The sequence below is a fragment of the Polaribacter sp. BAL334 genome (genome assembly GCF_015767435.1).
In the GTDB taxonomy this organism is placed as follows: domain Bacteria; phylum Bacteroidota; class Bacteroidia; order Flavobacteriales; family Flavobacteriaceae; genus Polaribacter.
Window position 1 is genome coordinate 288910 of sequence record NZ_JADWOV010000301.1, and the last position, 26591, is coordinate 315500.

23 protein-coding genes are annotated in these 26591 nt (G+C 31.9%); 12 read left to right on the top strand and 11 right to left on the bottom strand.

What is annotated here, in order from left to right; genetic code table 11:
- Nucleotides 1-8: 8 nt before the first annotated feature.
- Nucleotides 9-1259 (top strand): tetratricopeptide repeat protein, encoded by a 1251-nt coding sequence (locus IU405_RS10795; RefSeq protein WP_197438619.1) that lies wholly within the window; start codon nt 9-11, stop codon nt 1257-1259.
- A 37-nt stretch (nt 1260-1296) separates the two neighbouring features.
- A complete protein-coding gene (locus tag IU405_RS10800; RefSeq protein ID WP_231749675.1) occupies nt 1297-1776 on the top strand; it encodes a hypothetical protein in 480 nt (159 codons plus the stop codon).
- A 91-nt stretch (nt 1777-1867) separates the two neighbouring features.
- Here the strand turns inward: IU405_RS10800 and IU405_RS10805 are convergent, their stop codons facing one another.
- The 9 genes from IU405_RS10805 to miaB form a co-directional block, all read right to left on the bottom strand.
- Nucleotides 1868-2308 (bottom strand): hypothetical protein, encoded by a 441-nt coding sequence (locus IU405_RS10805; protein ID WP_197438620.1) that lies wholly within the window; start codon nt 2306-2308, stop codon nt 1868-1870.
- A gap of 68 nt (nt 2309-2376) precedes the next feature.
- Entirely contained in the window at nt 2377-4524 is a 2148-nt protein-coding gene (locus tag IU405_RS10810; protein ID WP_197438621.1) for a hypothetical protein, read from the bottom strand.
- Between the two features lie 220 nt (nt 4525-4744).
- On the bottom strand, nt 4745-6376 hold the full coding sequence (gene groL, locus IU405_RS10815; protein WP_197438622.1) for a chaperonin GroEL: 1632 nt from the start codon (nt 6374-6376) through the stop codon (nt 4745-4747).
- A gap of 68 nt (nt 6377-6444) precedes the next feature.
- Entirely contained in the window at nt 6445-6720 is a 276-nt protein-coding gene (gene groES, locus IU405_RS10820; protein ID WP_105046306.1) for a co-chaperone GroES, read from the bottom strand.
- A 179-nt stretch (nt 6721-6899) separates the two neighbouring features.
- The gene (gene secG / locus IU405_RS10825) at nt 6900-7223 is read right to left on the bottom strand and encodes a preprotein translocase subunit SecG (protein WP_197438623.1); all 324 of its coding nucleotides are present in this window, start codon (nt 7221-7223) and stop codon (nt 6900-6902) included.
- Nucleotides 7220-7975 carry a hypothetical protein gene (locus IU405_RS10830; RefSeq protein ID WP_197438624.1) on the bottom strand — a complete coding sequence of 252 codons (756 nt, stop codon included), beginning with the start codon at nt 7973-7975 and terminating at the stop codon, nt 7220-7222. Before IU405_RS10830 ends, secG begins: the two co-directional genes overlap by 4 nt.
- A gap of 12 nt (nt 7976-7987) precedes the next feature.
- On the bottom strand, nt 7988-8494 hold the full coding sequence (locus IU405_RS10835; protein WP_197438625.1) for an LptE family protein: 507 nt from the start codon (nt 8492-8494) through the stop codon (nt 7988-7990).
- 81 nt (nt 8495-8575) lie between these two features.
- Nucleotides 8576-9802 (bottom strand): sigma 54-interacting transcriptional regulator, encoded by a 1227-nt coding sequence (locus IU405_RS10840; RefSeq protein ID WP_197438626.1) that lies wholly within the window; start codon nt 9800-9802, stop codon nt 8576-8578.
- A 64-nt stretch (nt 9803-9866) separates the two neighbouring features.
- Nucleotides 9867-11321 (bottom strand): tRNA (N6-isopentenyl adenosine(37)-C2)-methylthiotransferase MiaB, encoded by a 1455-nt coding sequence (gene miaB, locus IU405_RS10845; RefSeq protein ID WP_197438627.1) that lies wholly within the window; start codon nt 11319-11321, stop codon nt 9867-9869.
- A 200-nt stretch (nt 11322-11521) separates the two neighbouring features.
- Here miaB and topA point away from each other — a divergent pair, with 200 nt between their 5' ends.
- The 7 genes from topA to IU405_RS10880 all read left to right on the top strand — a co-directional run bounded on the left by topA (nt 11522) and on the right by IU405_RS10880 (nt 21099).
- Nucleotides 11522-14008: a type I DNA topoisomerase gene (gene topA / locus IU405_RS10850; protein ID WP_197438628.1), complete on the top strand. Its 2487-nt coding sequence runs from the start codon at nt 11522-11524 to the stop codon at nt 14006-14008.
- A gap of 33 nt (nt 14009-14041) precedes the next feature.
- Nucleotides 14042-15202: a formimidoylglutamase gene (locus tag IU405_RS10855; RefSeq protein WP_197438629.1), complete on the top strand. Its 1161-nt coding sequence runs from the start codon at nt 14042-14044 to the stop codon at nt 15200-15202.
- Between the two features lie 101 nt (nt 15203-15303).
- On the top strand, nt 15304-16668 hold the full coding sequence (gene gldK / locus IU405_RS10860; protein ID WP_197438630.1) for a gliding motility lipoprotein GldK: 1365 nt from the start codon (nt 15304-15306) through the stop codon (nt 16666-16668).
- Nucleotides 16669-16704: 36 nt separating this feature from the next.
- The gene (gene gldL / locus IU405_RS10865; protein WP_197438631.1) at nt 16705-17340 is read left to right on the top strand and encodes a gliding motility protein GldL; all 636 of its coding nucleotides are present in this window, start codon (nt 16705-16707) and stop codon (nt 17338-17340) included.
- Between the two features lie 49 nt (nt 17341-17389).
- On the top strand, nt 17390-18922 hold the full coding sequence (gldM, locus tag IU405_RS10870) for a gliding motility protein GldM (protein WP_197438632.1): 1533 nt from the start codon (nt 17390-17392) through the stop codon (nt 18920-18922).
- Nucleotides 18923-18936: 14 nt separating this feature from the next.
- Nucleotides 18937-19791 carry a gliding motility protein GldN gene (gldN, locus tag IU405_RS10875; protein WP_197438633.1) on the top strand — a complete coding sequence of 285 codons (855 nt, stop codon included), beginning with the start codon at nt 18937-18939 and terminating at the stop codon, nt 19789-19791.
- Between the two features lie 264 nt (nt 19792-20055).
- Nucleotides 20056-21099 (top strand): NAD(P)/FAD-dependent oxidoreductase, encoded by a 1044-nt coding sequence (locus IU405_RS10880; protein ID WP_197438634.1) that lies wholly within the window; start codon nt 20056-20058, stop codon nt 21097-21099.
- Here IU405_RS10880 and IU405_RS10885 read toward each other — a convergent pair.
- Nucleotides 21080-21469, bottom strand: a complete 390-nt coding sequence (locus tag IU405_RS10885) for a DUF983 domain-containing protein (protein ID WP_197438635.1) — start codon at nt 21467-21469, stop codon at nt 21080-21082. The two genes, IU405_RS10880 and IU405_RS10885, sit on opposite strands and share 20 nt — an antisense overlap.
- Nucleotides 21470-21546: 77 nt before the next feature.
- Between IU405_RS10885 and IU405_RS10890 the strand changes: the two genes are divergently transcribed.
- Genes IU405_RS10890 through IU405_RS10900 form a run of 3 tightly spaced genes read left to right on the top strand, consistent with a single transcriptional unit; the run spans nt 21547 to nt 25265 of the window.
- Entirely contained in the window at nt 21547-23466 is a 1920-nt protein-coding gene (locus IU405_RS10890; RefSeq protein ID WP_197438636.1) for an ABC-F family ATP-binding cassette domain-containing protein, read from the top strand.
- A 9-nt stretch (nt 23467-23475) separates the two neighbouring features.
- Nucleotides 23476-24423, top strand: a complete 948-nt coding sequence (locus IU405_RS10895) for a 1-aminocyclopropane-1-carboxylate deaminase/D-cysteine desulfhydrase (protein ID WP_231749677.1) — start codon at nt 23476-23478, stop codon at nt 24421-24423.
- A gap of 2 nt (nt 24424-24425) precedes the next feature.
- A complete protein-coding gene (locus IU405_RS10900) occupies nt 24426-25265 on the top strand; it encodes a glucosaminidase domain-containing protein (protein ID WP_197438637.1) in 840 nt (279 codons plus the stop codon).
- 47 nt (nt 25266-25312) lie between these two features.
- Here the strand turns inward: IU405_RS10900 and IU405_RS10905 are convergent, their stop codons facing one another.
- Nucleotides 25313-26440, bottom strand: coding sequence for a vWA domain-containing protein (locus IU405_RS10905; RefSeq protein WP_197438638.1), 1128 nt, complete (start codon nt 26438-26440; stop codon nt 25313-25315).
- Nucleotides 26441-26591 lie beyond the last annotated feature (151 nt).

Sequence of the window (26591 nt, forward strand, 5' to 3'; positions counted from 1 at the left end):
AAAAATCTATGAAAAAGAAAATTATCCTTGTATTATTATTTGTAATTGTAAAAGTTGAAGCGCAAACTTCAACTTTTGCTGTTTCTGATAGTTTGTTTGCAAAAGGCAGGTATCAATTGGCATTGAAACATTTAGAAAAAATGCCTCAAAGTTTTGAAACAAACTTAAAAATGGCAGTTATTTATGAATCGATTGACGATGATAAAAAAGCTGCAAATTCACTTGAAAAAGCATTGACTTTTAAAAATGATTTCAATACAAAATGGAAGTTGGCAAAAGCCTATCAACGTATAGAAAAACCAACTTTGGCTGTTCCTATTTATGAAGAATTGGTGGCTAAGGATTCATTAAATCTGTTGATACAATACCAATTAGGAAAATTATATCTGACCACAAAAAGAACTGAAAAAGCTATTGAAACGTTCTCTCAATTGATCAAAAATGATAATTCAAATGCTAATTATTCGTATCATTTAGCATTGGCTTATGCCTTGAAAAATGACAGAGATAGAATGATCAATAGTTTTATTGATACTTTTAAAAAAGACACATTGCATTTAAAAGCAATTGCTCATTTAGCTTCTAGTTTCGCTAAATTAGGAGATTTGGATTCAACCATGTTATTTGTGGACAAAGGATTGATGTTGGATAAAAATCATATCAATCTCAATAGAATAAAAATCAATCAATTATTTAGAGATAAAAAATATATGGAAACGCTTCCTTTATTATTGAATTTGGATACGATTGATAAAAGTGATACCTATAGTTTGTCTTTGTTGGGTAAAGTTTATTTTAATTTAGATAGTCTAGACAAAGCAAAAAAGTATTTTCAAAAGTTATCAAATGTTGACAAAGAGGACTTCAAAGCCAACACGTATTTGGGCCATATCGCTTTCAAAGAAAAGGATTACAGAAGTGCAACTATGAACTATATGTTTGCCACTAGAAAAGGAAAGAAAAGTCGAGATGAAGAATTTTACGGATTAGGAAGCGTATTTTTTGAAACAGAAAAACCAAGAGATGCTATGGATGCATTTGAAAATGCATACAAAGAAAATCCTAGAAATTACAGAGCATTATATCAATGGGCAAAATTATCAGACGATTTTTACAAAGAAAAAAAGACTGCGTATAAACTTTATGTCAGATATATTGATAATTTTCGTGATACTGATACAGTAATTTCTGATTTTGTAAATCGAAGAATTCAAGATATCAAAAAAGAGTATTTTATGAAAGGAGAAACCTTGGATTAAATTCAGTAAATTTTAGTAAATTCACGCCATAAATATAATGATGATAGTGCGTGTTTTTTCTTTTTTGATTTTACTGATGTTTTGCACTTCGTGCGAAAATTTCCCATTTTCAAAAAAACAACAAAAACCAGTTTTAGATACCATTATCAATTTTAATGAAGTCGATTTTTCTCCATCTTTTAAAATATGTGATTCTATTATAGAAAAGGAAGCAAAATCGGATTGTTTTAGAGCAACAATTCATCAAAAAATAGGAGAGGAGTTGCAAAAACAAGTTTTTACCATTCAAGATTCTATTGATGAAATCGTCAATGTTTCTCTGATTATTGATTCAAAAGGAAAAATTCAATTTGAGAAAATGGATGCTTCCGAAATCATAAAAAATCAACTTCCTAAATTGGATAGTGTTATTTCAGCAAGTATTCAGAAAATTCCAGCAATTTATCCAGCAATCAAAAGAGGAATTCCAGTGACAACGAAATATACGTTGCCGATTAGAATTCAGTTGAAAGAGTAAATTTTAAATAAACATTATTCTACAATATAACTTTTCTAATTGTAAAGACTTGGTGAGTCAAATATTCGAAGCGGTGTTAACCATTAACTCATTATTTTTTTTCTAACGATTCAACATAAATCTCATTATCAATTCCAGCTCTCACTCTTTTGATTGTTTTTATATCTTTCAATCTCACTTGATCTATGATATAAAGTCTGTTGATTCCTTCACCAAAAATGACTTCGCCATCGTAATAAACTGTTGTAAGACTTGGACTTCCATAACCAAATTCTTTATTACCTCTCAAATTTTGATTTTCATAAGTTCCTCCGTTCATCTTTCTTTGATCTTCAATCATTTTTGAAAGTTTATCATTGCTAAATCTTGCATCTCTTGTTAAAAACTCTAATAATAAAAGGTTTTTTCTTTCTTCTCCTTCAACATCAATAGTGATAAAAGCTTCTTTTTCTGTTTTATTTTTTTTCTCTTGAGCTGAAAAAGTAACAGAAAGTAAGGTAATGATTGCGAGTAAAAAGTTTTTAGTTTTCATATGGATTAATTTAGTGGTTTATATATTTTTTTGATTATCAAGAATCATTCCGTTAAGTTATTGAAATTTTAATTTTCAAAAGTTATTTTTTCAGTTAAAAAGTTTCCTTGATTATCAATTCCTTCTATTTGTAGTACTATATTTTTTTGATTGTTGTTAGGAATATGAAATTCTATAAAAGAATTTGCATCAATTTCAATATTAGGTTTCCAAAAAATTGCTCCATAATTTACATAAGTTTGTTCATCTAATGAGGAATATTTTGGAGAGTAATATTCTTTTTTACTCATAAATCCGATAGGTAATTTATATTCGTAAAATTCTTTTATAATTTTATCTGAAAAATGCACTTCTGCTGGATTTGAGATTCCTTCTAAAGTATACAAGCCGTTTTGTTCAATAAAATTCCTACATGTTTTTTGCTTATATTCTATGACAGGTATTCGTTTTCTTATAGGATAAGTGCTCCATCTAGAAGTTGTATAATTATATGTAAAGTTGGAGCTTTTTGACTCATTTTTTATTGAATTCTTTTCTTCAATTGAAAAAGAATCATTTTCTAATAATGATGAAAAATTAGAGTTTTTGAAGATTGCTTTTTGCTGAGTTAAATTTAAATTATCAGAAAGTGAATGAGATGAAAAAGATAAACTGGGCCCGATTTTATAAAAGTTATTGTTTTTTTTCATAGAAAAATGAATAGTAGAATTTTTGATGAAAAAACTATTTTTAATAGTGTAAATATTCTCTTTTGTGAAAGGCAAAGCTCCATGAAATTTGTTTTCATCTGAGTTGATAATAAAAATGTTATCAGTTGCAACTTTTTGACTAATTTTTAAAGTGATGTCAATTCCATTCTCAAATTTATAAACTTCTGAAGGAGGATTGTTAAAAATATCATCCCACTTATATTTACTCCAACCTTGAGTTAATAGCAACAAATCTAAATCAGTAAGCCTATTTTTATTCGCGCTTGTAAAATAATAATTTGGATTTTCAATAGCTCCAGAAATAAATGGAGTTAATAAAAAAGAAGAAGCAATACTGTTTTCAGGATTGTAAGCTTTTGTTTTTAGTGGTAAAAATGATGTGCTTAAAGATATTTTTCCTTTATGATTATTTTGAATTTTTATTTTTATTGAATCATAATTGGTGTTTTCAATACTTGTTTTTAGCGAGTTTGAAAGTATTCTTGATGACTCATTAAAAAACAATCGCTCTAAAATTGGTTTATTTTCTTCGTTAAAAACAGTAATGATATTGATGCCTTCAAGGATATTATTTTTTTCTAAAATAAAACTATACTCTTTTTTGTCTTCTTTAAAATCGATAAAACTTTGAATGTATTTTCGAGTATTATGAATAAAGATTTTAAATTTTTTTTCTTTGATATTTTTCAAAGTGTTTGAATTGGTGGCTATGTTTAAAAGAAACCTATTATTTTCTATATCATTTGCTAAATTCAAAGTAATTCCTAATTTTTCAACAGTAGGTGTGTATGCTTCAATTTTTTGATTTTCTTTTGTAATTGCCTCAAAAATATATTTTTGATTTTCATTGAAAGGCAGAAAAGCCATTCCAATTCCAAATTGATTGGTACTAAAAGAATCAATTACATTGCCATTTTCATCCTTTACATGACCTTTTTTTATTCTAATTCCTTTATTATTTCCATCTTTAATTAAAATTCCAATTTTATTGTAGGTATTTGCTAGTAAATGTCCACCTTCAGGAAAAAGTTGAAAATCGTACTTTTCATTTTTCTGACTATTTTTTTCTGAAGATTCATCTTTGATAATTTCTATTTTTTGAAAGTAAGCATTTTCTTCATTGAAGTTTTTCATCCAATTTGTGGAAGCTTTTATATAATAGGTTTCATTTGTAAATGTTGAGTCAATTAGTATATTTCCTGAGCCAATTCCATTTTCAATAGGAATCAAATGCTGGTCTTTCAAATTGCTGTTTTCGTCAAATATTGAGACATATAAGTTAGAAGTTGCATTATGAAGTTGTTCTGAATTTTGATCTAAAACATACGCTTGAATCCAAATATTTTCACCATTTAAAAAAGAAGTTTTGTTTAAATGTAAATGAGGAATTTCTCTAGTTTTTTTAAAATATTCCTGATAAGAACTATCAATTATTTCTGAGGTTTGACTATTTAAAAAATTAAATAAAAATAATGATAAAATGAGAAGGTATTTTTTAAAACTCATAGCTAATAGTTTATAATTAATTAAAAAATCATCAACAATTATGCCTAAAATTTTTACCATAAAAAAATCCGTTAGAAAACTTCTAACGGATTTTTGAGTTCAAGTATTCTTGAAACATTTTTTAGATTTCAATAATCATCAAATATCAAGGTGATGACAAATTATTCCATTGTGTTTGCAGTGAAACATCAAGAAAATACTTGCTTGCCAATGCTATTGGCTACATCATTCCTGGCATTCCACCACCCATTCCACCTGGCATTGCAGGAGCATCTTCTTTAATGTCAATCAATGCACATTCTGTCGTTAAAATCATTCCAGCAACAGAAGCTGCATTTTCTAAAGCGATTCTAGTTACTTTTTTAGGATCAATAATTCCAGCTTCTAACATGTCAACATAAGCATCTGCTTTTGCATCATAACCAAAATTCTTTTTTCCTTCCAATACTTTGTTGATAACAACTGAACCTTCACCACCAGCATTTTCAACAATGGTTCTTAAAGGTGCTTCAATGGCTTTGTTTACAATTTGTACTCCTGTAGTTTCGTCTAAATTAGAGGTTGTTAAATTTTCCAATACTTTTTTAGCACGAACTAAAGCAACACCACCACCAGCAACAATGCCTTCTTCAACAGCAGCTCTTGTAGCGTGTAAAGCATCGTCAACTCTGTCTTTTTTCTCTTTCATTTCCACTTCAGAAGCTGCACCTACATATAAAACGGCAACACCTCCAGCTAATTTAGCCAAACGCTCTTGCAATTTCTCTTTATCATAATCAGACGTTGTAGTTTCTATTTGCGCTTTGATTTGGTTTACTCTAGCTTTGATATTTTCTGCATTTCCAGAACCATTTACAATAGTTGTATTGTCTTTGTCAACAGTCACTGTTTCTGCAGTTCCTAATAAATCTAACGTTGCGTTTTCAAGAGAAAAACCTCTTTCTTCAGAAATTACAGTTCCACCAGTTAAAATGGCGATATCTTCAAGCATTGCTTTTCTACGATCACCAAAACCAGGTGCTTTTACAGCTGCAATTTTTAAACCTCCACGTAATTTGTTTACTACTAAAGTGGCCAATGCTTGTCCGTCAACATCTTCAGCAATGATCAATAATGGTCTTCCTGATTGCGCAACTGGTTCTAAAATCGGAAGAATTTCTTGCAAATTAGAAATCTTTTTATCGAACAATAAAATATATGGATGGTCTAAATCTGCCACCATTTTATCAGCATCCGTTACAAAATAAGGGGATAAATATCCTCTGTCAAATTGCATTCCTTCAACTACATCCACGTAAGTGTCCATTCCTTTTGCTTCTTCAACAGTGATGACACCTTCTTTACCCACTTTTGAAAATGCTTTTGCAATTAAATCTCCAATTACATCATCGTTATTTGCAGAAATAGCAGCTACTTGTTTTATTTTTTCAGACGAATTTCCAACTTGTTGAGATTGTTTTTCTAAATCTGCAACAATTGCAGCCACAGCTTTGTCAATTCCGCGTTTCAAATCCATAGGATTTGCGCCAGCAGCTACATTTTTCAATCCTTCTTTTACGATTGCTTGCGCCAAAACTGTAGCAGTTGTTGTTCCATCACCAGCCAAATCATTGGTTTTAGAAGCAACTTCTTTTACCATTTGTGCACCCATATTTTCTAATGGGTCTTGCAATTCAATTTCTTTTGCTACGGAAACTCCGTCTTTGGTTACTATTGGAGCTCCAAAAGATCTAGAAATAATTACGTTTCTTCCTTTTGGACCTAAAGTTACTTTTACTGCATTTGCTAATGCATCAACGCCACGTTTCAATCCATCACGTGCTTCAATATCAAATTTTATGTCTTTTGCCATTTTATTATAAATGTTTAATTTTTAAAGTTTACTTGTTTAACTGTTTACTGAAACTGTAAATTGATTTTTTAGATGATTGCTAAAATATCAGATTCACGCATCATCAAATAATCCTTTCCTTCTAATTTTAAGTCTGTTCCTCCGTATTTACTATACAAAACAGTGTCACCAACTTTTACAGTTAATGGCTCGTCTTTTTTCCCATTTCCAATGGCAACAACAGTTCCTTTTTGAGGTTTTTCTTTGGCATTGTCTGGAATGATAATTCCTGAAGCTGTTTTTGTTTCTGCTGGAGCAGGTTCTACAAGAACTCTGTCTGCTAAAGGTTTAATGTTTACTCCCATTTTTTATATAAATTTAGTGAATTAAAAATTATTTTTTTCGATTACCTACTAGTCAGAAATTGTGCCAAGCCAATGAAACTGACATTTTTTCGCTGATTCTATTTTTTGGTTTTCTTTCTGATAAAAAAAAATGCCAACGTGTCATTTCGTTGGCATTTTTTTGTCTCGTAAACGATTGCTTATTTCAATGTATCGTTTGTAGTATTTGTTGTTTTTGGAGCAGTTGACTCAACTCCATCCAAAGTTTTGTCTAATTTAAAATCTTTCTCTCCATCTCTTGGAATGGCAAAATTTGCTAACAAAATTAAAGCGAACATCGCAATTGCCAATGTCCAAGTAGTTCTGTCTAGAAAATTATTGGTGTTTTGAACACCTCCTAAAGCTTGCGCTCCACCACCAAAAGAAGAAGATAATCCTCCACCTTTAGGATTTTGAACCATTACAATTAAGATTAATGCAACAGCTACAATCAAAATCAGAATTAAAAATGCTGTATAATTCATTGTTTGTATTTTTGTAAAATTTGTACTCTTTTAATTTGGTCTGCAAAGAAACCACTTTTTTCTGGATATTTCAAACTTAAAATTCGGTAAGCTTGAATTGCATTTTCATATTTTTTTTGTTCCAAATATACTTTCGCCAAAGTTTCGGTCATTAAAGAGGAATCAGCCTTGTTTTCTGATACAGGAACTATAATATTTTTATCTTTTGGAAGCGGAATGATTTTTGGATTATTTTGAATAAATTTTTCGATAATTTCCTCTTTTTCTGATGCAATTTTTGGAGTTGCATTTTCTGTTCTTTCAATTGGTTTTTTTGAGGCTAATTGCAACCATTGATTGAAAGAATAGGTTTCAGTAGAATTGAATGCAATTGGTTTTCCAATGGTTAATTTTTCTTCAATTTCTTCAGATGAATTTTCAATAAAAGTGGGCTTTGAAACTTCATTAATTTCTATTTTTTTCTCTTCAGAAATCTTTTCTTTGAGTTGCTGATGAATGTCTTTTTTGGGATTATTAAAGTTGGTTGAAGTGATAAAATCAAACAATACAGTTCTATCAGAAGTATAAGCTGCTGTGATTTTAAGTTCATTATTGTATTTGAAACTTTCTTGATTTTTAAGACCTTTCAAATACAATGCTCTTGCTGATTGAAAATAAGGAAAAGCATCAATAACCCCTTTCAATTCAGCAGTTTCTACTTGTTGAATTGGGCTGTTTTTTTGTAAAATATCCAAAAAACTTGCTTTTTTCATTTGCTTACATTCTTACCATTTTGCTACAGAAGCGTTGAAAATATCTTGTGTTATTCGTTCAACAATTTCATCCAACGCAGTTTCCAAAACACTTCCTGTTAATTGTGCATTAGCATCATAATCTGAATAAAATGAAAAGGTTTTCTCGAAGCTATCTTTTTCTACAAATTTATTTACAAATCGAACATTTACAGAAACCGTCAATCTATTTTGAGCAGCAGTTTGGTCTGATGTTCCACTCATGGGTGTTACTCTAAAATCAGTAATTTCTCCGCTAAAATGCAAATCTCCGTTTGAATTTGTGAGTGTTAAATTGGTTTGACGCGTAAACAAATCCTGTAAATCATTGGTAAAACGTTGTGTCAAAGCAGGTTCTACTAAAGGTGCTTGATTTGGGAAAAAATCAATTTGGATGGTTTTGGCATCTCCAGTATTTCCTCCTGTAAATGAATAGGCACCACATGCAAGAATTAACAAACTTGTTAGGGTGAAAATGGAAATATATAGTAGTTTTTTCATTCTTTTAGTTTAAAATTTCGGGTTTAAAATTTCGAGTTCAAAGTACAACCTTGAATTTTAAATTTTAAACCTTGAACCTATTTACAAATCATATTGTTTGATTTTTCGATACAAAGTTCGTTCAGAAATACCCAATTCTTTCGCAGCTAATTTACGTTTATTATTGTTTTTTTCTAATGAACGTTTGATCATTTCGATTTCTTTGTCTTGCAAAGACAAACTTTCATCTTCTTCAATAGTTTCGATAAAATCATAATTTTTTTCTACAGCAACTTTTTGTGGTATGTTCAACACCTCAATATTCGAGCTTTTGGGTTCTTTATTTCCATAGATTTTTTCAATCAACTGATGATTTTCTTGCTGTACATCTTCAATATTTTCGCTGTTCAATAAATCTAAAGTCAATTTTTTCAAATCGTTGATATCATTGCGCATGTCAAATAAAATTTTGTACATGATATCACGTTCGTTTGAAAAATCATTTTCTTTTTTTGAACCTCCAATAATCGCCGGTAAATGTCCTTTATGATCAGGTAAATATAGTTGTAATTTCGCGGCAGAAATAGTTCTACTTTCTTCAATTACAGATATTTGTTCTGCCAAATTTTTTAGTTGACGGATATTTCCAGGAAATCTGTAATTCAATAAAACCTGAACAGCATCATCTTCCAATCTTACTGCAGGCATTCTATATTTTTGTGCAAAATCCGAAGCAAATTTTCGGAACAGCAAATGGATGTCTTGAAGGCGTTCTCTGAGCGCAGGTAAATGAATTTCTACGGTACTTAATCTGTAATACAAATCTTCTCTAAAACGCTCTTTTTCTATAGCTGTATGCATATTCACATTGGTTGCAGCTACAATTCGAACGTCCGTTTTTTGCACAATTGATGAACCAACTTTTATAAATTCACCATTTTCTAAGACGCGTAACAATCGGACTTGAGTGGTTAAAGGCAATTCGCCAACTTCATCTAAAAAAATTGTGCCACCATCAGCTACTTCAAAATAGCCTTTTCTATCTTGAGTTGCACCTGTAAAAGAACCTTTTTCATGACCAAATAATTCACTATCAATAGTTCCCTCTGGAATGGCACCACAGTTTACAGCAATGTATTTGGCATGTTTTCTGTGCGATAATTGATGAATAATTTTCGGAATATTTTCTTTACCAACACCACTTTCTCCAGTCACCAAAACAGAAATATCAGTAGGCGCAACACGCACTGCTTTTTCCAATGCCATATTGAGATGAACATCATTTCCAATGATGCCAAATCGCAGTTTTAATGTTTGTAAATCTTCCATTTTTATTTTCTAGATAAAAGAAAAAAGAGTCAATCTATATTCTTTTTTCTCTTTTCTTGTTTTTTTAGTTATTATCAGAATACCCAACAGCAGTTCCTCTCAAAGTTGCAGACGTGCAATCTTCCACTTTCACCATTACAAAATCACCCAATTTATAGTGCTCTTTGGGAAAAACGATCACTGTATTTTGGGTATTTCTTCCTTTCCATTCATTTGGATTTTTCTTTGAAACACCTTCAATCAAAACTTCTTCAATTTTCCCTAAATGTTGTTGCGTTCTGTATAAGGCATGTTTTTGTTGCAAGGCAATCACTTCTTCTAAACGTCTTTTTTTCACTTCTTCAGGCACATCATCTACCATTTTTTTGGCAGCTAAAGTTCCTGGTCTTTCAGAATAGGCAAACATAAATCCAAAATCATATTTTACATATTCCATTAAGTTCAACGTATCTTTATGATCATCTTCTGTTTCTCCACAAAAACCAACAATCATATCTTGAGACAATGCCATTTCTGGAATTATTTTATAGATATTATTCACCAATTGCATATATTCTTCACGTGTATGCTGTCTGTTCATCGCTTTTAGCATATTGTTGCTTCCACTTTGAACAGGTAAATGAATGTATTTGCAAATATTTTTGTGTTTTGCCATGACGTGAATCACCTCCAAACTCATGTCTTGAGGATTTGAAGTTGAAAAACGAAAACGTGTTTTTGGAAATTCTGTAGCGCACATATCTAACAATTCCGCAAAATTTACAGCAGTTGCTTGCGCCATTTCTGATGCTTTGTTGAAATCTTTTTTCAATCCACCACCAAACCAAAGATAACTGTCCACATTTTGACCAAGAAGTGTGATTTCCTTATAGTTACTTTCAACCATATTTCGGATTTCATCCAAAATACTTTGTGGATCACGACTTCTTTCACGACCTCTAGTAAAAGGAACCACGCAAAAAGTACACATATTATCACAACCTCTTGTAATCGAAACAAATGCAGAAACTCCATTCGAATTCAAACGAACTGGAGACACATCACCATAGGTTTCGTCTTTGGATAAAATGACATTGACAGCATCTCTTCCTGCTTCAATTTCTTCTAATAAATTAGGTAAATCACGATACGCATCTGGTCCTACAACCAAATCAACAATTTTTTCTTCTTCTAAAAATTTTTCTTTCAGACGTTCTGCCATACAACCCAAAACACCTACTTTCATGTTTTTGTTGATTTTTTTGACAGCATTGTATTTTTTCAAACGATTACGAACCGTAGTTTCTGCTTTTTCGCGAATGGAACAGGTATTTACCAATACCAAATCAGCTTCTTCTAAGATTTGAGTGGTGTTAAAACCTTGATCAGCAAGGATGGAAGCCACAATTTCACTATCATTCATATTCATTTGACAGCCATAGCTTTCAATGAATAATTTCTTGGTATTTCCTTCTTTATGTTGTGTTACAAGTGCTTTGCCTTGCAATCGTTCGTCAATAACTTTTTCTACAGGTTCCATGAACTAAATTTAGATATAATGGGATGCAAAGATACAACCAAAATTCATTTTTTATGACAAATTGGCAGAAAAATTAGATTGATTTTTTGTTAAATTGTTTTGATTTTCAAAGAATAAATTTGAAATAAAAAAAAACTACATACTTTTGCAGTCGAAAATGAAACACGCTACCAAAGCGTTTTTAGCTACAAATCAAAAAAATGGCAAAAAATTTAGTAATCGTAGAGTCTCCAGCAAAAGCAAAAACCATCGAAAAATTTCTGGGTTCAGATTTTCAAGTAGAATCGAGTTATGGGCATATTGCAGATTTACCATCCAAAGAATTAGGAATTGATATTGAGGGAGATTTTTCACCAAAATATATAGTTTCCGATGATAAAATTGCATTGGTTGACAGGTTGAAAAAATTAGCAAAAAAAGCAGATACAATTTGGTTAGCAAGTGATGAAGATCGTGAAGGAGAGGCAATTGCGTGGCATTTAAAAGAGCAATTAGAGCTAAAAGATGCCAATACAAAACGTATTGTTTTTCATGAAATTACGAAGAATGCCATTTTAAAAGCCGTTGAAAATCCAAGAGATATTGACTATAATATGGTCAATGCACAACAAGCACGAAGAGTTTTAGACAGGCTTGTAGGGTATGAATTATCGCCCGTTTTGTGGCGTAAAGTAAAAGGAGGTTTGTCTGCAGGAAGAGTGCAATCTGTAGCAGTCAGATTGATTGTTGAAAGAGAAAGAAGTATTCAAGAATTTGTTTCGGAAATTCATTATAAAGTAGTTGCTGAGTTTGTAAATTCGGAAGGGAAATCATTCAAAGCAAGTATTCCTAAGAATTTTGACACGAAAGGAGAAGCGCAAGAATTTTTAACTTCTTCTAAAAATGCCTTATTTTCAATTGCTGAATTATCCAAAAAACCAGCCTCAAAAACACCAGCTGCACCTTTTACAACGTCCACATTGCAACAAGAAGCTGCTAGAAAATTGGGTTTTGCAGTGTCAAGAACCATGCAAGTTGCACAGCGTTTATACGAAGCAGGTTTGATTACTTATATGAGAACAGATAGTGTAAATCTTTCAGTAGAAGCAAGAAATGCTGCTGCAAAAGAAATCACAAACTATTATGGAAAAGAATATAGTTTTCCAAGAGTTTTCAAATCGAAAGCAAAAGGAGCTCAAGAAGCGCATGAGGCAATCAGACCCACCAACATGGAAATGCATTCGATTCAAGTGGATTATGATCAAGACAAATTATATGATTTGATTTGGAAAAGAACCTTAGCTTCGCAAATGAGTGATGCATTGTTAGAAAGAACCAATGTGAAAATCGAAAATACTTCTAACGAAAAAATATTTACAGCAAATGGTGAAATGATTCAGTTTGACGGTTTTCTGAAAGTGTATTTAGAAGGAAATGACAATGAAGATGAAGAGCAAGAAGGCATGTTGCCAAATTTATTTGTCAATGAAAAATTAGGATATCAGTACATCAACGCTACACAACGATTTTCAACACCACCTTATCGTTTTACGGAAGCATCTTTGGTAAAACAATTAGAAGAATTGGGAATAGGAAGACCATCAACCTATGCTCCAACAATTTCTACCATTCAAAAAAGAGGTTATGTAGAAAAAGGACAAAATGAAGGAGAAATTAGAGAATACGAACAATTTAGTTTGATTAAAGGAAACATCACTAAAAAGATTTTATCAGAAAAAACAGGCGCTGACAAAGGAAAATTGGTACCAACAGATATTGGAAATATCGTAAATGACTTTTTGGTAGCAAATTTTTCATCGATTTTAGATTTCGGATTTACAGCAAAAGTAGAATCGTCTTTTGATGATATTTCTGAAGGAACAGAAAATTGGACAGCCATGATTCGTGATTTTTATAAAAAATTCCACGATAATGTTGAAGATGTTAAAGAAAATGCGGAAAGAGAAAGTGGAGAACGAATTTTAGGAGAACATCCAGAAACAGGAAAAACAGTCTTAGTTCGTTTAGGAAAGTTTGGTGCCATGGCTCAAATTGGTGCTCCTGATGATGATGAAAAGCAATTTGCAAGTTTAAATCCAGATCAAAATTTAGGAACCATCACCCTTGAGGAAGCCTTAGAATTATTTTTATTGCCCAAAACAGTTGGAAAATATAAAAATGAAGAAGTCATTGTTTCCAATGGACGTTTTGGGCCATATGTAAAATTTGGAGATTTATTTGTTTCTCTTGACAGAAATGAAAATCCAATGGAAGTGGATTTAGAAAGAGCTATTGAATTGATAAAAGCCAAGCAAGAAGCAGATGCGCCAATTGCAACCTATGAAGGTTTTCCAGTTCAAAAAGGCACAGGACGTTTTGGGCCTTTTATCAAATGGAATGCTATTTTTATCAATGTTTCAAAAAAATATGATTTTGATAATTTATCCAATGCTGATATTGTACAATTGATTGAAGATAAAAAGCAAAAAGAAATTGACAAAGTAATATATGATTGGCAAGATGTGGGTGTTGTTGTTGAAAAAGCAAGATGGGGAAGATTTCATTTGATGAAAGGAAAAATCAAAATTGAGTTGCCAAAAACCACCAATATCGAAAAACTGACCAAAGAAAAAGCACTTGAAATGATTGAGGCGAAAATGCCAAAGAAAAAAGTAACAAAAAAGAAAACTACCGCAAAAAAGAAGTAAGGATTTGCTATCTTGCGACTGCAAAAAAAATAGATGAATACAGCCTTTTTAACTCCTGTTGAAGAAAATGCCATTGCACATTTGGTGCTGCATTCGCCATCATGTATTGGGAGAAAAATTCAAATTCATACAATTAGAGAAGGTTTTCCAGATTTAGAAGATGTGAAAATTGCCATTTTTGGTGTTCAAGAAGATCGAAATTCAGAAAATAATTTTGGTTGTGGAGAAAATCTGCATTTCATCAGAAGAAAGTTTTACGAACTTTTTCCTGGAGATTGGCATACTGAAATTGCAGATTTAGGGGATGTGATCAAAGGGCATGAAGTAAATGATACTTATTTTGCAGTGGCAGAAATTATCAATTATCTGCTGAAAAAAAATATCATTCCTGTGATTTTAGGAGGTGGTCAAGATATTACCTATGTCAATTACAGAGCCTATGACTCGCTTGAGCAGACAGTAAATATCACAGCAGTGGATAGTCGTTTTGATTTAGGAAGTTTCGAAGACGGATTGACTTCTCAGTCTTATTTGAGCAAAATCATCATGCAAGAACCCAACAATTTATTCAATTATACCAATGTTGGCTATCAAACCTATTTCAATCCGCAAGATGAAATTGATTTGCTTGAAAGTCTTTATTTTGATACGTATAGACTAGGAAAAGCCAAAGAATTAGAAAATATTGAACCTGCTTTTAGAGATGCAGATATAGTTTCCATTGACATTGGTGCTGTAAAACAAAGTGATGCTCCAGCAAATAATAATGCTTCACCAAACGGTTTTTATGGTGATGAAATTTGCGCCATTGCAAGATATGCAGGAATTAGTGATAAAGTTTCTTCATTCGGCATTTATGAGTACAATTCAAAATACGATCAAAATCATCAAACAGCTAGTTTAATAGCTCAAATGATGTGGTATTTTATTGAAGGTGTGAATTTTAGAGTAAAAGATTATCCGTTTTCAAACAAAGAAAATTACCAAAAATTTACTGTTTTATTTGAAGATGATGATCCATTGGTTTTTTATAAAAGTCATAAAACGGGAAGATGGTGGATTGAAGTTCAAATTTTATCAGATAATAAATTTAAAAGGCATGCGTTAATACCATGTACATATCAAGATTATCAGCAAGCAACAGCGCATCATATTCCTGAAAGATGGTATAAAGCGATGAAAAAATTGGTGTAATCAAAAAAATATTAAAAATAGAAAGTTAAAAACACTCGTAAGATTGTATTTTAGCAAAAAAAATAATAGGTTTACGAACTTTTAGTAAAGACAAATTTTTTATGAAGAAAGCAGCAGTATTTGCACTTTTAATAACCTTTTTTTATAGTTGCGGTTCCAAAGATAGAGGGGAATTAGTAGGAGTGAAAGCCAAGAAAAAGTGGTTTTCTGAAAAACCCTATGGAATGGCACTAATTCCAGGAGGTTCATTTACCATGGGAAAACAAGATCAAGACATGATAGGTACCTTAAACGCACCTACAAAAACGGTGACTGTTAGGCCTTATTACATGGATGAAACTGAAATCACTAACAACGAATACAAAGAATTTGTGTATTGGGTTAGAGATTCAATCGTAAGAACTCGTTTGGCGTATCAAGCAGAATTTGCAGCATTAGGAAACACAGATCCTGATCCAAATGGAAGAAAGCGTAATGCAGGGATTCAGCAGTATGCTTTTAAAACTGCAGATACTACGAATTTATCTCCTTATCAAAAATACATGTTCGAAAACTATTACCAGTTTGATACTATTCAGCCTTTGAATTGGGAAACTGAATTGGTTTGGAAAAAAGACGAATATCCTGATACAGACTATGTGGAAGTGATGGATTCTTTATACATCAAAAAAGATGATGCTGTAGATGGTGTTAGAACTTTCAATACAAAGTTTTTAAACTATAAATACTCTTGGTTTGATAGAGATAATGCAGCTAGAAAAGGCGGAGATAGAAAAAAATTCGTCCAAACAGAAGTATTGAATATTTATCCAGATACTACAGTTTGGGTAAAAGATTTCAATTATTCTTACAATGATCCAATGCATCAAGATTACTTTTATCATCAATCTTATGGAGAATATCCAGTTGTGGGTGTTACTTGGAATCAAGCAAATGCTTTTTGTAATTGGAGAACTAAAAAGAAAAATAGTTTTTTAAGAACTCAAAAAAATGTAACCCTTGTTCCAGATTTCAGATTACCAACAGAGGCTGAATGGGAATATGCTGCAAGAGGAGGACTAGAATTCGCAACCTATCCTTGGGGAACAGGAAGCACTACAAGCGATAGAGGTTGTTTCTTGGCAAACTTTAAACCAGTGAGAGGAAATTATGCTGTAGATGGCGCATTGTACACAATGGAAGCAAAATCATTCAACGCAAACGATTATGGTTTGTATAACATGGCAGGAAACGTTGCTGAATGGACAAATACGGCATATAATCTATCTTCTTATTACATGGCATCAACCATGAACCCAAATGTAGAAGATCGAAAAAATCAACGAAAAATTACACGTGGTGGTTCTTGGAAAGACGTTGCGTATTATTTAGAAGTTGCTTCAAGAGATTTCGAGTATGCAGATACTGCGAGGAGTTATATTGGTTTTAGAACCGTTCAGAATTATATAGGTACAGGAAATAAATAAGAAAATTAAAATTAAAATTACAAAATAATATCAAAAATGGCACAGTCAAGATCTTACAAAAAAACAATGAATTTCGTATATGGAATGGGAGCTGCAGTAGTAATCATTGGAGCGTTATTCAAAATTCAACATATTACAATAGGTCCATTAACTGGAGGTTTAATGCTTACAATTGGATTATTAGTAGAAGCAGGAGTTTTTGCAGTTTCGGCTTTTGATACTCCAGAAGATGATTTTGATTGGACAAAAGTATATCCTGAATTAGGACAAGACGGATTGGTTACTGATGAAAAACTAGGTGCTGACGGAATGCTTTCTCAAAAATTAGACAACCTACTTCAAGAAGCAAAAATCGATTCAGCTTTAATGGAAAGTTTAGGTTCAAGTATGAAAAATTTTCAAAATGCTGCTGTAGGATTATCTGCAGCTTCAGAAAGTGTTGCTTCAACAAACAAATACAATGAGCAAGTTTCTTTAGCAGCTGTTCAAATGGAAACGTTGAATAGCTTGTACAAATCTCAAGTTGAAAATTCAAGCAAACAAGCTGAATTGAATGCAGAAGTAGTTGAAAATACACAAAAATTGAAAGATCAAATGGAATCTTTAGCTAAAAACTTATCTTCTTTAAACGGTGTTTATGGAGGAATGCTTTCCGCAATGACCGTTAAATAATTAGTGAAAAATAACAACGAAAACTTTTACAAAAAAAACTAGTTAGAAAATGGCAGCAGGAAAAATGTCGGCAAGACAAAAGATGATAAACCTAATGTATCTTGTATTTATTGCAATGTTAGCAATGAATATGAGCAAAGAGGTATTGTCAGCTTTTGGTTTTATGAATGAGAAACTCACAGAAAACAATCTTTCCACAACACTAAAAAATAACAGTGCTTACGAAAACTTAGCAACCAAAGCTTCTGAACAAGCAGCAAAATTTAAAGTTTTAAATGAACAAGCAAAAGAAATCAAAAAATACTCATCTGATTTTTATACCTATCTAGATAGTTTAAAAACGAAGATGACAGCGAGTATTGAAGATAAAACGGATTATGAATCTATGGATAAAACCGATTTTTTAGATGCTTATTTCTTTAAAGGTGATGCTTTTACTAAGGAAGGAAATGAGTTTTTGAATCAAATCAATAGCTATAGAACAAATTTAATTAAAATTGTTGGAGAAAAAAGTCAGTTTGCAGCAGTAATCAACAAGCGTTTCAATACAGATGACGTTCCTGTTCCTGATTCAAATAAAAAAACACTTTGGTTAAAAGCTCGTTACGAAGGTTTTCCAATGGTAGCTTCTTTAACCAATTTCACACAAATGCAAGCGGATATTAAAAATACCGAAAGCGATATTGTGACAAGTTTATTAGGAGGAAAATTAGAAGAATCTTTAAAACTTAGCAATTATAAAGGAATTGTAAGTTTAGATAAAACTGCTTATTTTGCCGGTGAAAAAGTTACTGGAACAGTAGTTTTAGGACGTTATGATGCAACATTAGTCCCAAACAAGGTAGTTTTAAATGGTGTTGATGTTACAAATACAGCAAAAGATGGACAAGTACCCATAAATATTGCTGCTGGAAATGTTGGTGAAAAAACCATTAAAGGAACTATTTCCTTTATGGAGAATGGTGTTCCTTTTCCTGTTCCTTTTGAAAGTACATATTCTGTAATTCCAGAACCAAATAGTGCTGTGGTTTCTGCTGATAAAATGAATGTTGTGTATAGGGGTTTAGAGAACCCAATTTCGGTTTCTTTGCCTGGAGTTGGCGCAAACAATATCAATGTTTCTGCTTCAGGTGGCGTAATATCAGGAAGTAATGGAAAATATATTTTAAAGCCTGGAGCAGGCAATGAAGCTGTTGTAACTGTAACAGCTAAGTTAAGTAGTGGTAAAACGATTTCCCCAAAAACAGTATTCAGAATCAAAGATATTCCACCAGCCATGGGTTCTGTACGTGAGCAATATGGAATTGTTTCTATGCCAAAAACAGGATTGGCAAATGCACCAATTGCAGCTGGTTTGCCAGATTTTGAATTCGATTTGAGTATTGTTGTTCAAGGATTTAAAATAAAAGTACCTGGACAATTAACGATTATAGTAAATGGTTCAACCTTAAATGCAGCTGCAAAAGCGGCTTTATCAAAAGCACAAAGAGGAGATATCATCAATATATATGACATTCAAGCGACTGCTAATGGCGTGCCAATCAAAAAAGTATTGCCTGTAAGTATTGACATTACAAATTAGAAAAAATAAACAATATGTTTCAAAAGATTTATATCGTATTTTTCATCAGCATTTTCAGTACAGCTGTGTATGCTCAAACCAACTTGTTAAACGCAAAAACCGTTGAGCAAATTGGTAAAAAAAATGAAAACCAATTGATGGCAGATAATGATGGTCCAATTCCTTATGGGTATGTGGATGACAGAGATATTATGTGGTCAAAAGTAGTGTGGGAATTTGTTGATTTGAATCAAAAAATCAATTTACCTTACTATTTTCCAATTGATACTATCAATATTTCTTCTGATAGACGTTCGTTATTTGACACCTTAATTCGTGGTATCAAACAAGGTAAAATCAAAGAAGCGTATTCAGACTCTTTTTTCACTTCAAAAATTACTCAAAATGAAATTGAATCAAGATTGGTAAATATCCGTGAGGAGAATGGCTATAAAGATACGTTCAGAATTCAAACTCAAGATGTTCAGGGATATATGTTGAAAGGGATGTGGTATTTTGACAAACGTCAAGGAGAATTAAAGTATCGTTTATTGGCTTTAGCACCAATGGGAAAAGATGTACAAACATTGGGAATCAAAGAAATTGAAGACGAAAATTTATACGAATTATTTTGGATATTTTTCCCATCAGCAAGAGAGGTTTTACACGATACCAAAGTATTTAATCCAGACAACGCTGTCAATGCGATTTCTTTTGATCATTTGTTAAACGCTCGAAGATTTAGTTCTGTAATTGTGCGTGAAGAAAATATTTACGGCAATAGAGCTATTGCGGATTACGTTCGCGGAAACTCCTTATTCCAATTATTGGAAGCTGACAAAATCAAAGAGGATATCAGAAACAAAGAAATAGATATGTGGAATTATTAAAATTCCAATTTCAATAAAACTACAAAACGTTTGCGTGAGCAAGCGTTTTTTTTTGATGAGCTATTTCCTGCTTTTCGCTGCAAGTCCTCGTTTAAAAAAGCATTTTTGTAAGTCTTTTTATTGGCTTCTTGCAGTCGCCCCAAAAAGCCAACAAAAATTAGCATTTTTAAACTTCGGGCTTTTCGCTGCAATCAGGGCTAAGCCAATTTGTAAACTCAGTTCAATTTTCTAGAAAATAGTCTTCAACTTGCGTACTTTTGTCTTGTGAAAATAGATTATATCATTGTAGGTTTAGGATTGGCAGGTCTTGCTTTTGCAGAAGAATTATTGCATGCCAACAAATCATTTATTGTTTTTGAAGATGATTCTCAAACATCTTCTTTGGTGGCAGGAGGCGTTTACAATCCTGTTATTTTAAAAAGGTTCACACCAGTTTGGAATGCAAAAGAGCAATTGGAAATTGCCTTACCTTTTTATGAAAAGCTAGCACAAAAATTCAAGCAACAATTTGATGAAAAGTTCATCACCAAAAAGGTTTTCAAATCGATTGAAGAACAAAATAATTGGTTTGCGGCACTTGACAAACCCAATTTAACAGCTTATTTAGACCCAAATTTGGATACCAAAAAATACGAAGGTGTTATTGGAAATTTAGGTTTTGGAAACGTCAAAGAAACTGGGAGAATTGACACAAAAAAATTAGTAGAAGCTTACAGAGATTTTCTTCAAAAAGAAGACAAAATCAGATTTGAAAAGTTTGAGTATGCTCAAATTCAGTTTGAAGAAAATAGCATCACTTACAAAAATATCACAGCAAACAACATCGTTTTTTGCGAAGGTTTTGGCATGAAACAAAATCCCTTCTTCAATCATTTGCCATTAAATGAAGCAAAAGGTGAATTGATTACAATTCATGCACCTAAATTACATATTGATTTTTTAGTGAAATCAACCTTGTTTGTATTGCCTTTAGGAAATCATGTGTATAAAGTGGGCGCCACTTTTAATTGGAAAGACAAAACTTCTGAACCATCAGAAGAAGGAAAAAACGAATTAGTGGAAAAACTAGAAAAAGTATTGAATGTTCCCTACAAAATTGTAGAACAAACTGCAGGAATCAGACCCACAGTCAAAGATAGAAGACCTTTGGTTGGTGTGCATTCAAAATACAAACAATTGGCAATTTTAAATGGTTTAGGAACACGTGGTGTCATGATTGCGCCAACAGTAGCCAAGCAATTATTTCAGCATTTGGAACATCACCAAAAATTAGATACTGAGATTGATATTAGTCGTTTTTCTTCGTAAATTTTTTATCAAAACTCACAAACATATTGATCCAAAGAATTCGCGATAAACGTAAATTGAAAGGAGCTAAAATCAATAAAACCAAGAAAATACTTAAAAAAGACTGTAATAAATTTAGTTCAAAAAACACTTTTGAAATCACAAAAACAGCCACAGAAATCGCCACTGTAATTCCATAATTTACATACATTGCCCCATAAAAAAAGGAAGGTTCCATCATGTATTTTAAATTACAATTCGGACAATGAGAATGAATTTCTGTCACTTTTGAAGGTCGATAATTGAATTTATTTTTATAGAACTCACCTTCATGACATCTTGGACATTTTGCCTTGAAAATACTATACAATTTGGTGCCTTTTTTAAACATGATACAAATTAAAATTTACATACTTTTGCAAAAGTAAATTTTTAAAAACTCATACTGAGTAACAATTATCACATTTTATGTTAAACGTACACAATTTATCAGTCACCTTCATGGGAACTGACTTGTTTTCAGGCATTACTTTCAAACTAAATAAAGGAGATAGAATTGGATTGATAGGGAAAAATGGTGCTGGAAAATCCACACTTTTAAAAGTGCTTTCTAGAGATATTGAAAGTAGTGGAGGCACTATGGCTTTTGACAAAGATGTGAGAATTGGTTTTCTACGTCAAGATATTGATTTTGTGCAAGGACGAACCATTTTGGAAGAAGCGTATCAAGCATTTGTGGAAATCAAAGAAATTGAAGTAAAACTGGAGGGAATTAATGAACAATTGGTGACAAGAACGGATTATGAAAGTGAAGAATACAGCCAATTAATTCATGATTTGACCGATTTAACTGAGCGTTACGAATTGCTAGGAGGGTATAATTATCAAGGAGATACTGAGAAAATATTACAAGGTTTAGGATTTCAAAGAGAAGATTTTGATAAGTTGACAGATACTTTTTCTGGTGGATGGAGAATGCGAATTGAATTGGCAAAATTACTGTTGCAGAACAATGATATTTTGTTACTAGATGAGCCTACAAACCACTTGGATATTGAATCCATTATTTGGTTAGAAAACTTTTTAAAGAATTATTCAGGTGCCATTGTGTTGGTTTCTCACGATAAAATGTTCTTAGACAACGTAACAAATAGAACTATTGAAATTTCTTTAGGTCAAATTTACGATTACAAAAAACCGTATTCTCAATTTTTAGAATTGCGAGGAGAAATCAAAGAAAAACAGTTACAGGCTCAGAAAAATCAGGACAAGGAAATCAAAGCAAAACAATTGTTGATTGATAAATTCCGTGCAAAAGCCAACAAAGCTTCTATGGCACAATCACTCATCAAACAGTTGGATAAAGTAGAGCGAATTGAAGTAGATCAGGATGACAATGCTGTGATGAATGTGCGATTTGCCATCTCTAAAGAACCAGGAAGAATCATTGTGGAGGCAGAAAATGTTTCCAAATATTATGGTGATAAAAAAATTCTAGAAAACGTAAACTTGCTGATTGAACGCAACAGTAAAATTGCGTTTGTAGGACAAAATGGACAAGGAAAATCTACCTTAGCCAAAATGATGGTGGGCGAAATTCCGTTCAAAGGTCATTTAAAATTAGGGCACAACGTACAAGTTGGGTATTTTGCGCAAAATCAATCAGAATATTTGCCACCAGAAAAAACGGTGTTGGAAATTATGGAGGATTCAGCAACAGATGGCAACAGAATGCGCGTAAGAGACATGTTAGGTTCGTTTTTATTTGGAGGTGATGCTGTTGATAAAAAAGCAAAAGTATTGTCTGGAGGAGAGCGTAATAGATTGGCATTGTGTAAGTTATTATTGCAGCCATTCAATGTCTTGATTATGGATGAGCCTACAAATCACTTGGACATTGCCTCAAAAAATGTGTTGAAAGAAGCGTTGAAACAGTTCAATGGAACATTGATTTTAGTTTCTCACGACCGTGAATTTTTACAAGGATTGACCACAACAGTTTATGGGTTTAAAGATCACGTTATCAAAGAATATTTGGGCGATATTGATTATTTCTTAGAGCAACACAAAATGGAAAGTTTGCGTGATGCAGAAAAAAGAACGATTGTAAAAGAAGAAAAAACTGCGGAAAATAAAGAAAACACACAGTTTTCAAAGGAGCAAGACAAAGATTTGAAAAAACTCAACAACAAACTTTCAAAATTAGAATCAGAAATTTCTGATTTGGAATTAGAAATTGAGAAATTGGATGCTGAATTGGAAAAAAATTATGCAGAAGTTTCAACAAGACCTGGTTTTTTTGAGAAGTATAAAGCCAAAAAAGCAACCATGGAAAAGTTGATGCATGAATGGGAAAAATTAGAAGAGGAATTAGAAAGCATTAATTAATATTTTCTTTTGGACATAAAAATTGATTTTTTTAATACCCAAATTTCGTCAAGAAATCAACAAATTGTGCTCCCCATTTTGGAAGAAAAACAGGTTGAGTTGTTCATCAAAAGAGAAGACGAAATTCATCCTTTTATCTCTGGAAATAAATTCAGGAAACTAAAATACAATCTCCAAGAAGCTAAAAATCAAGGATATAAAACTTTGCTGACTTTTGGAGGTGCATTTTCAAATCATATAATTGCTACTGCTGTTGCTGGAAAAATGACTGGTTTCAGGACTATTGGAATCATAAGAGGAGATGAATTAGCCACTGATTTTCAAAAAACAATTCTCGAAAATCCAACGTTGCAGAAAGCACACGAAAACGGAATGATGTTCGAATTTGTATCAAGAGAAAGGTACAGAACAAAAACTTCCGAAGAATTTTTACAGCAACTTACTGCAAAATTTGGTGATTTTTATTTGATTCCAGAAGGAGGAACCAATGAATTTGCCATTAAAGGTTGTGAAGAAATTTTAACAGCAAAAGATTCAAAATTCGATTATATTTGTTGTGCAGTTGGCACAGGAGGAACTATTTCAGGCTTGGTAAATGCGTCTGAAAAACATCAAAAAGTGATTGGTTTTCCTGCATTGAAAGGCAATTTTTTGAAAACTGAAATCGAAAAATATACCACAAAAACCAATTGGAGTTTGCAAACGGATTTTCATTTTGGAGGGTATGCAAAATATAACGCAACCTTGATTCGTTTTATCAATGAATTTAAACTGAAAACAACTGTGTTGCTTGATCCGATTTATAACTCGAAAATGCTCTATGGAGTATTGGAAATGATCAAAAATGACGGATTCCAAAAAGGAGCAAAAATTCTGGCAATTCACACTGGAGGTTTGCAGGGAATTCAAGGTGTAAATCAACAATTACACAAAAATAACGAGGAAATTATACATTGAAAATGAGTTTTAAAAATATACTATTTTGTTTGATTTTACTAGTAGTTGCGAGTTGTGGCTCTAAAAAAACGGTCGTAAAACCAAGTAAGAAAAAAGTAGTAAAAGTTGTTGAAAAGGAACCTGTCAAATTACCTTCCGTGGATGAAAAAAAACACGTTAAAGAATTGAAAGACAAAAAAGAAAATCTCAATAAATATACCTTAGAATATATTGAAAAATTTGCTCCCATTGCAGTAAAAAAAATGCACACACATAAAATTCCAGCAAGTATTACGTTGGCGCAAGGAGTCTTAGAATCAGGAAGTGGAAGAAGTGAATTGGCAATGAAATCAAACAATCATTTTGGGATTAAATGCCATACAAATTGGACAGGAGAAAGTGTCACTCATGATGATGATGAAAAAGGCGAATGTTTCCGAAAATACGAATATCCAGAAACTTCTTATGAAGATCATTCTGCATTTTTAACCCAAAGAAAACGCTATGAATTTTTGTTTTCTTACAGTACAAAAGACTACAAGAAATGGGCTAGAGGATTGAAAGATGCAGGGTATGCAACGGATCCAAAATATCCAGAAAAACTCATCAAAATTATTGAAGATTATCAATTACATGAGTTTGATAACATCAAAGAAAAGGATTTCAAATATGCAAAAATTGATGAAAAAATAGATGAAAAGCTCGAAGAGAACATCGACAAAACATCTTTTTATGAAGTGCAAAAAGGAGATACTTTATATTCAATTTCCAAGCGATTTATGATTTCTGTGGAAGATTTAAAAGATCGCAATAACTTAAAAGACAATACCATTTCTATTGGTCAAATTTTGAAAATAAAATAAGCTCCCATTGTAGGAGCTTATTTAAGTTTTGTATTTTTTTAGAAAACTTACCAAGAATAATTTTTTGAAATGGCTTGTTTCTTAATCGCTTGAATCATCACATTATCCAACACTTCTTTTTGAGATGATTCAAGGTTTTTTTCTGTAATATATTTTCTTCTTTTTGCATCCAATTCAGTTATTTTATCTTGAATCGTTTTTCGTTCTTCTGACTTTTTTGCTACATATTCTTTGATTTCTTTTACTGATTTTTTTTGCAATTCTTCAGGAAGTAATTTTGTATCTATTTTCTCTAAATCTACACTATTTTTTTTCATAGCATCTACCAAATCCCAACTGGCATTGTCATACAGTCTTGAACTTTTGCTAATAGTTCTGCTTACAATGACCATTTCATTCAGTTTGGCTGCATTTACATCCTGTTCATATTGTTTTGATTTATTTTCAGAACCTTTTTTTCCATAATAAATGTAAGTTGCGTTCAATCTTTTGTTCAATATGATAATTTCATCATCATAAGGAGTGACAATATGCACCATTTTTTTATTGTGATCAATGGTCATATAATCGCCTTTACCCAATTCAGCACCATCTTTCCACATTGCCGAAATTCCATTGGAATAATCACCGCAAAAAATGGTATTGATCAAAATTCCTTTTTCTTTGGCGCTGGCAATGGCTTCTTTATAATTGACATTTCCTTGTGTAAAAGGTTCATTACCAGCAATAAATAGCAATTTTAAATCTTCTTCATTTTTTCCCCAAGACAATTCTTTGACAGCAGTATCTATCACTTGTCCACAAAATTCACTACCTCCATTTGTTTTTAAGGAGAATAATTTTTCTGAAATTTCATCCAAATCACTTGTAAATTGCAACACCATTCTTATAAATCCTTCTTCAGAAGGCAAATTGGCATTGCCATATTCATACAAAGCAATTTCTAAATTTGGCTTTTTCATACCATATTTTGCATACGATAATTCGTTGATAATACCCCACAATTGGGCTTTTGCTTGGTCAATTAAACCATCCATACTGTTACTAGTGTCCAATAAAATTGCCATTTTAATGGTTTGATTTTTTTCTTTTTCTTCGATAATTGATTGATTTGCAAAACCAATTTGTGTGAAGAATAGCAAAAGTGTTGTAGTTTTCAAAATTATTGATTTCATAAGAATGTGATTAAGGTGATTTCTTTTTTTAATGATTGATAGTTTTCAAAATATCAATTGTAATGCCAAAAATAATTTGATAGAAACCAACGTGGGTTTTTGGATGGAATTTGAATGATTTTATATATCTTTATTCATCAGAAATAATGTA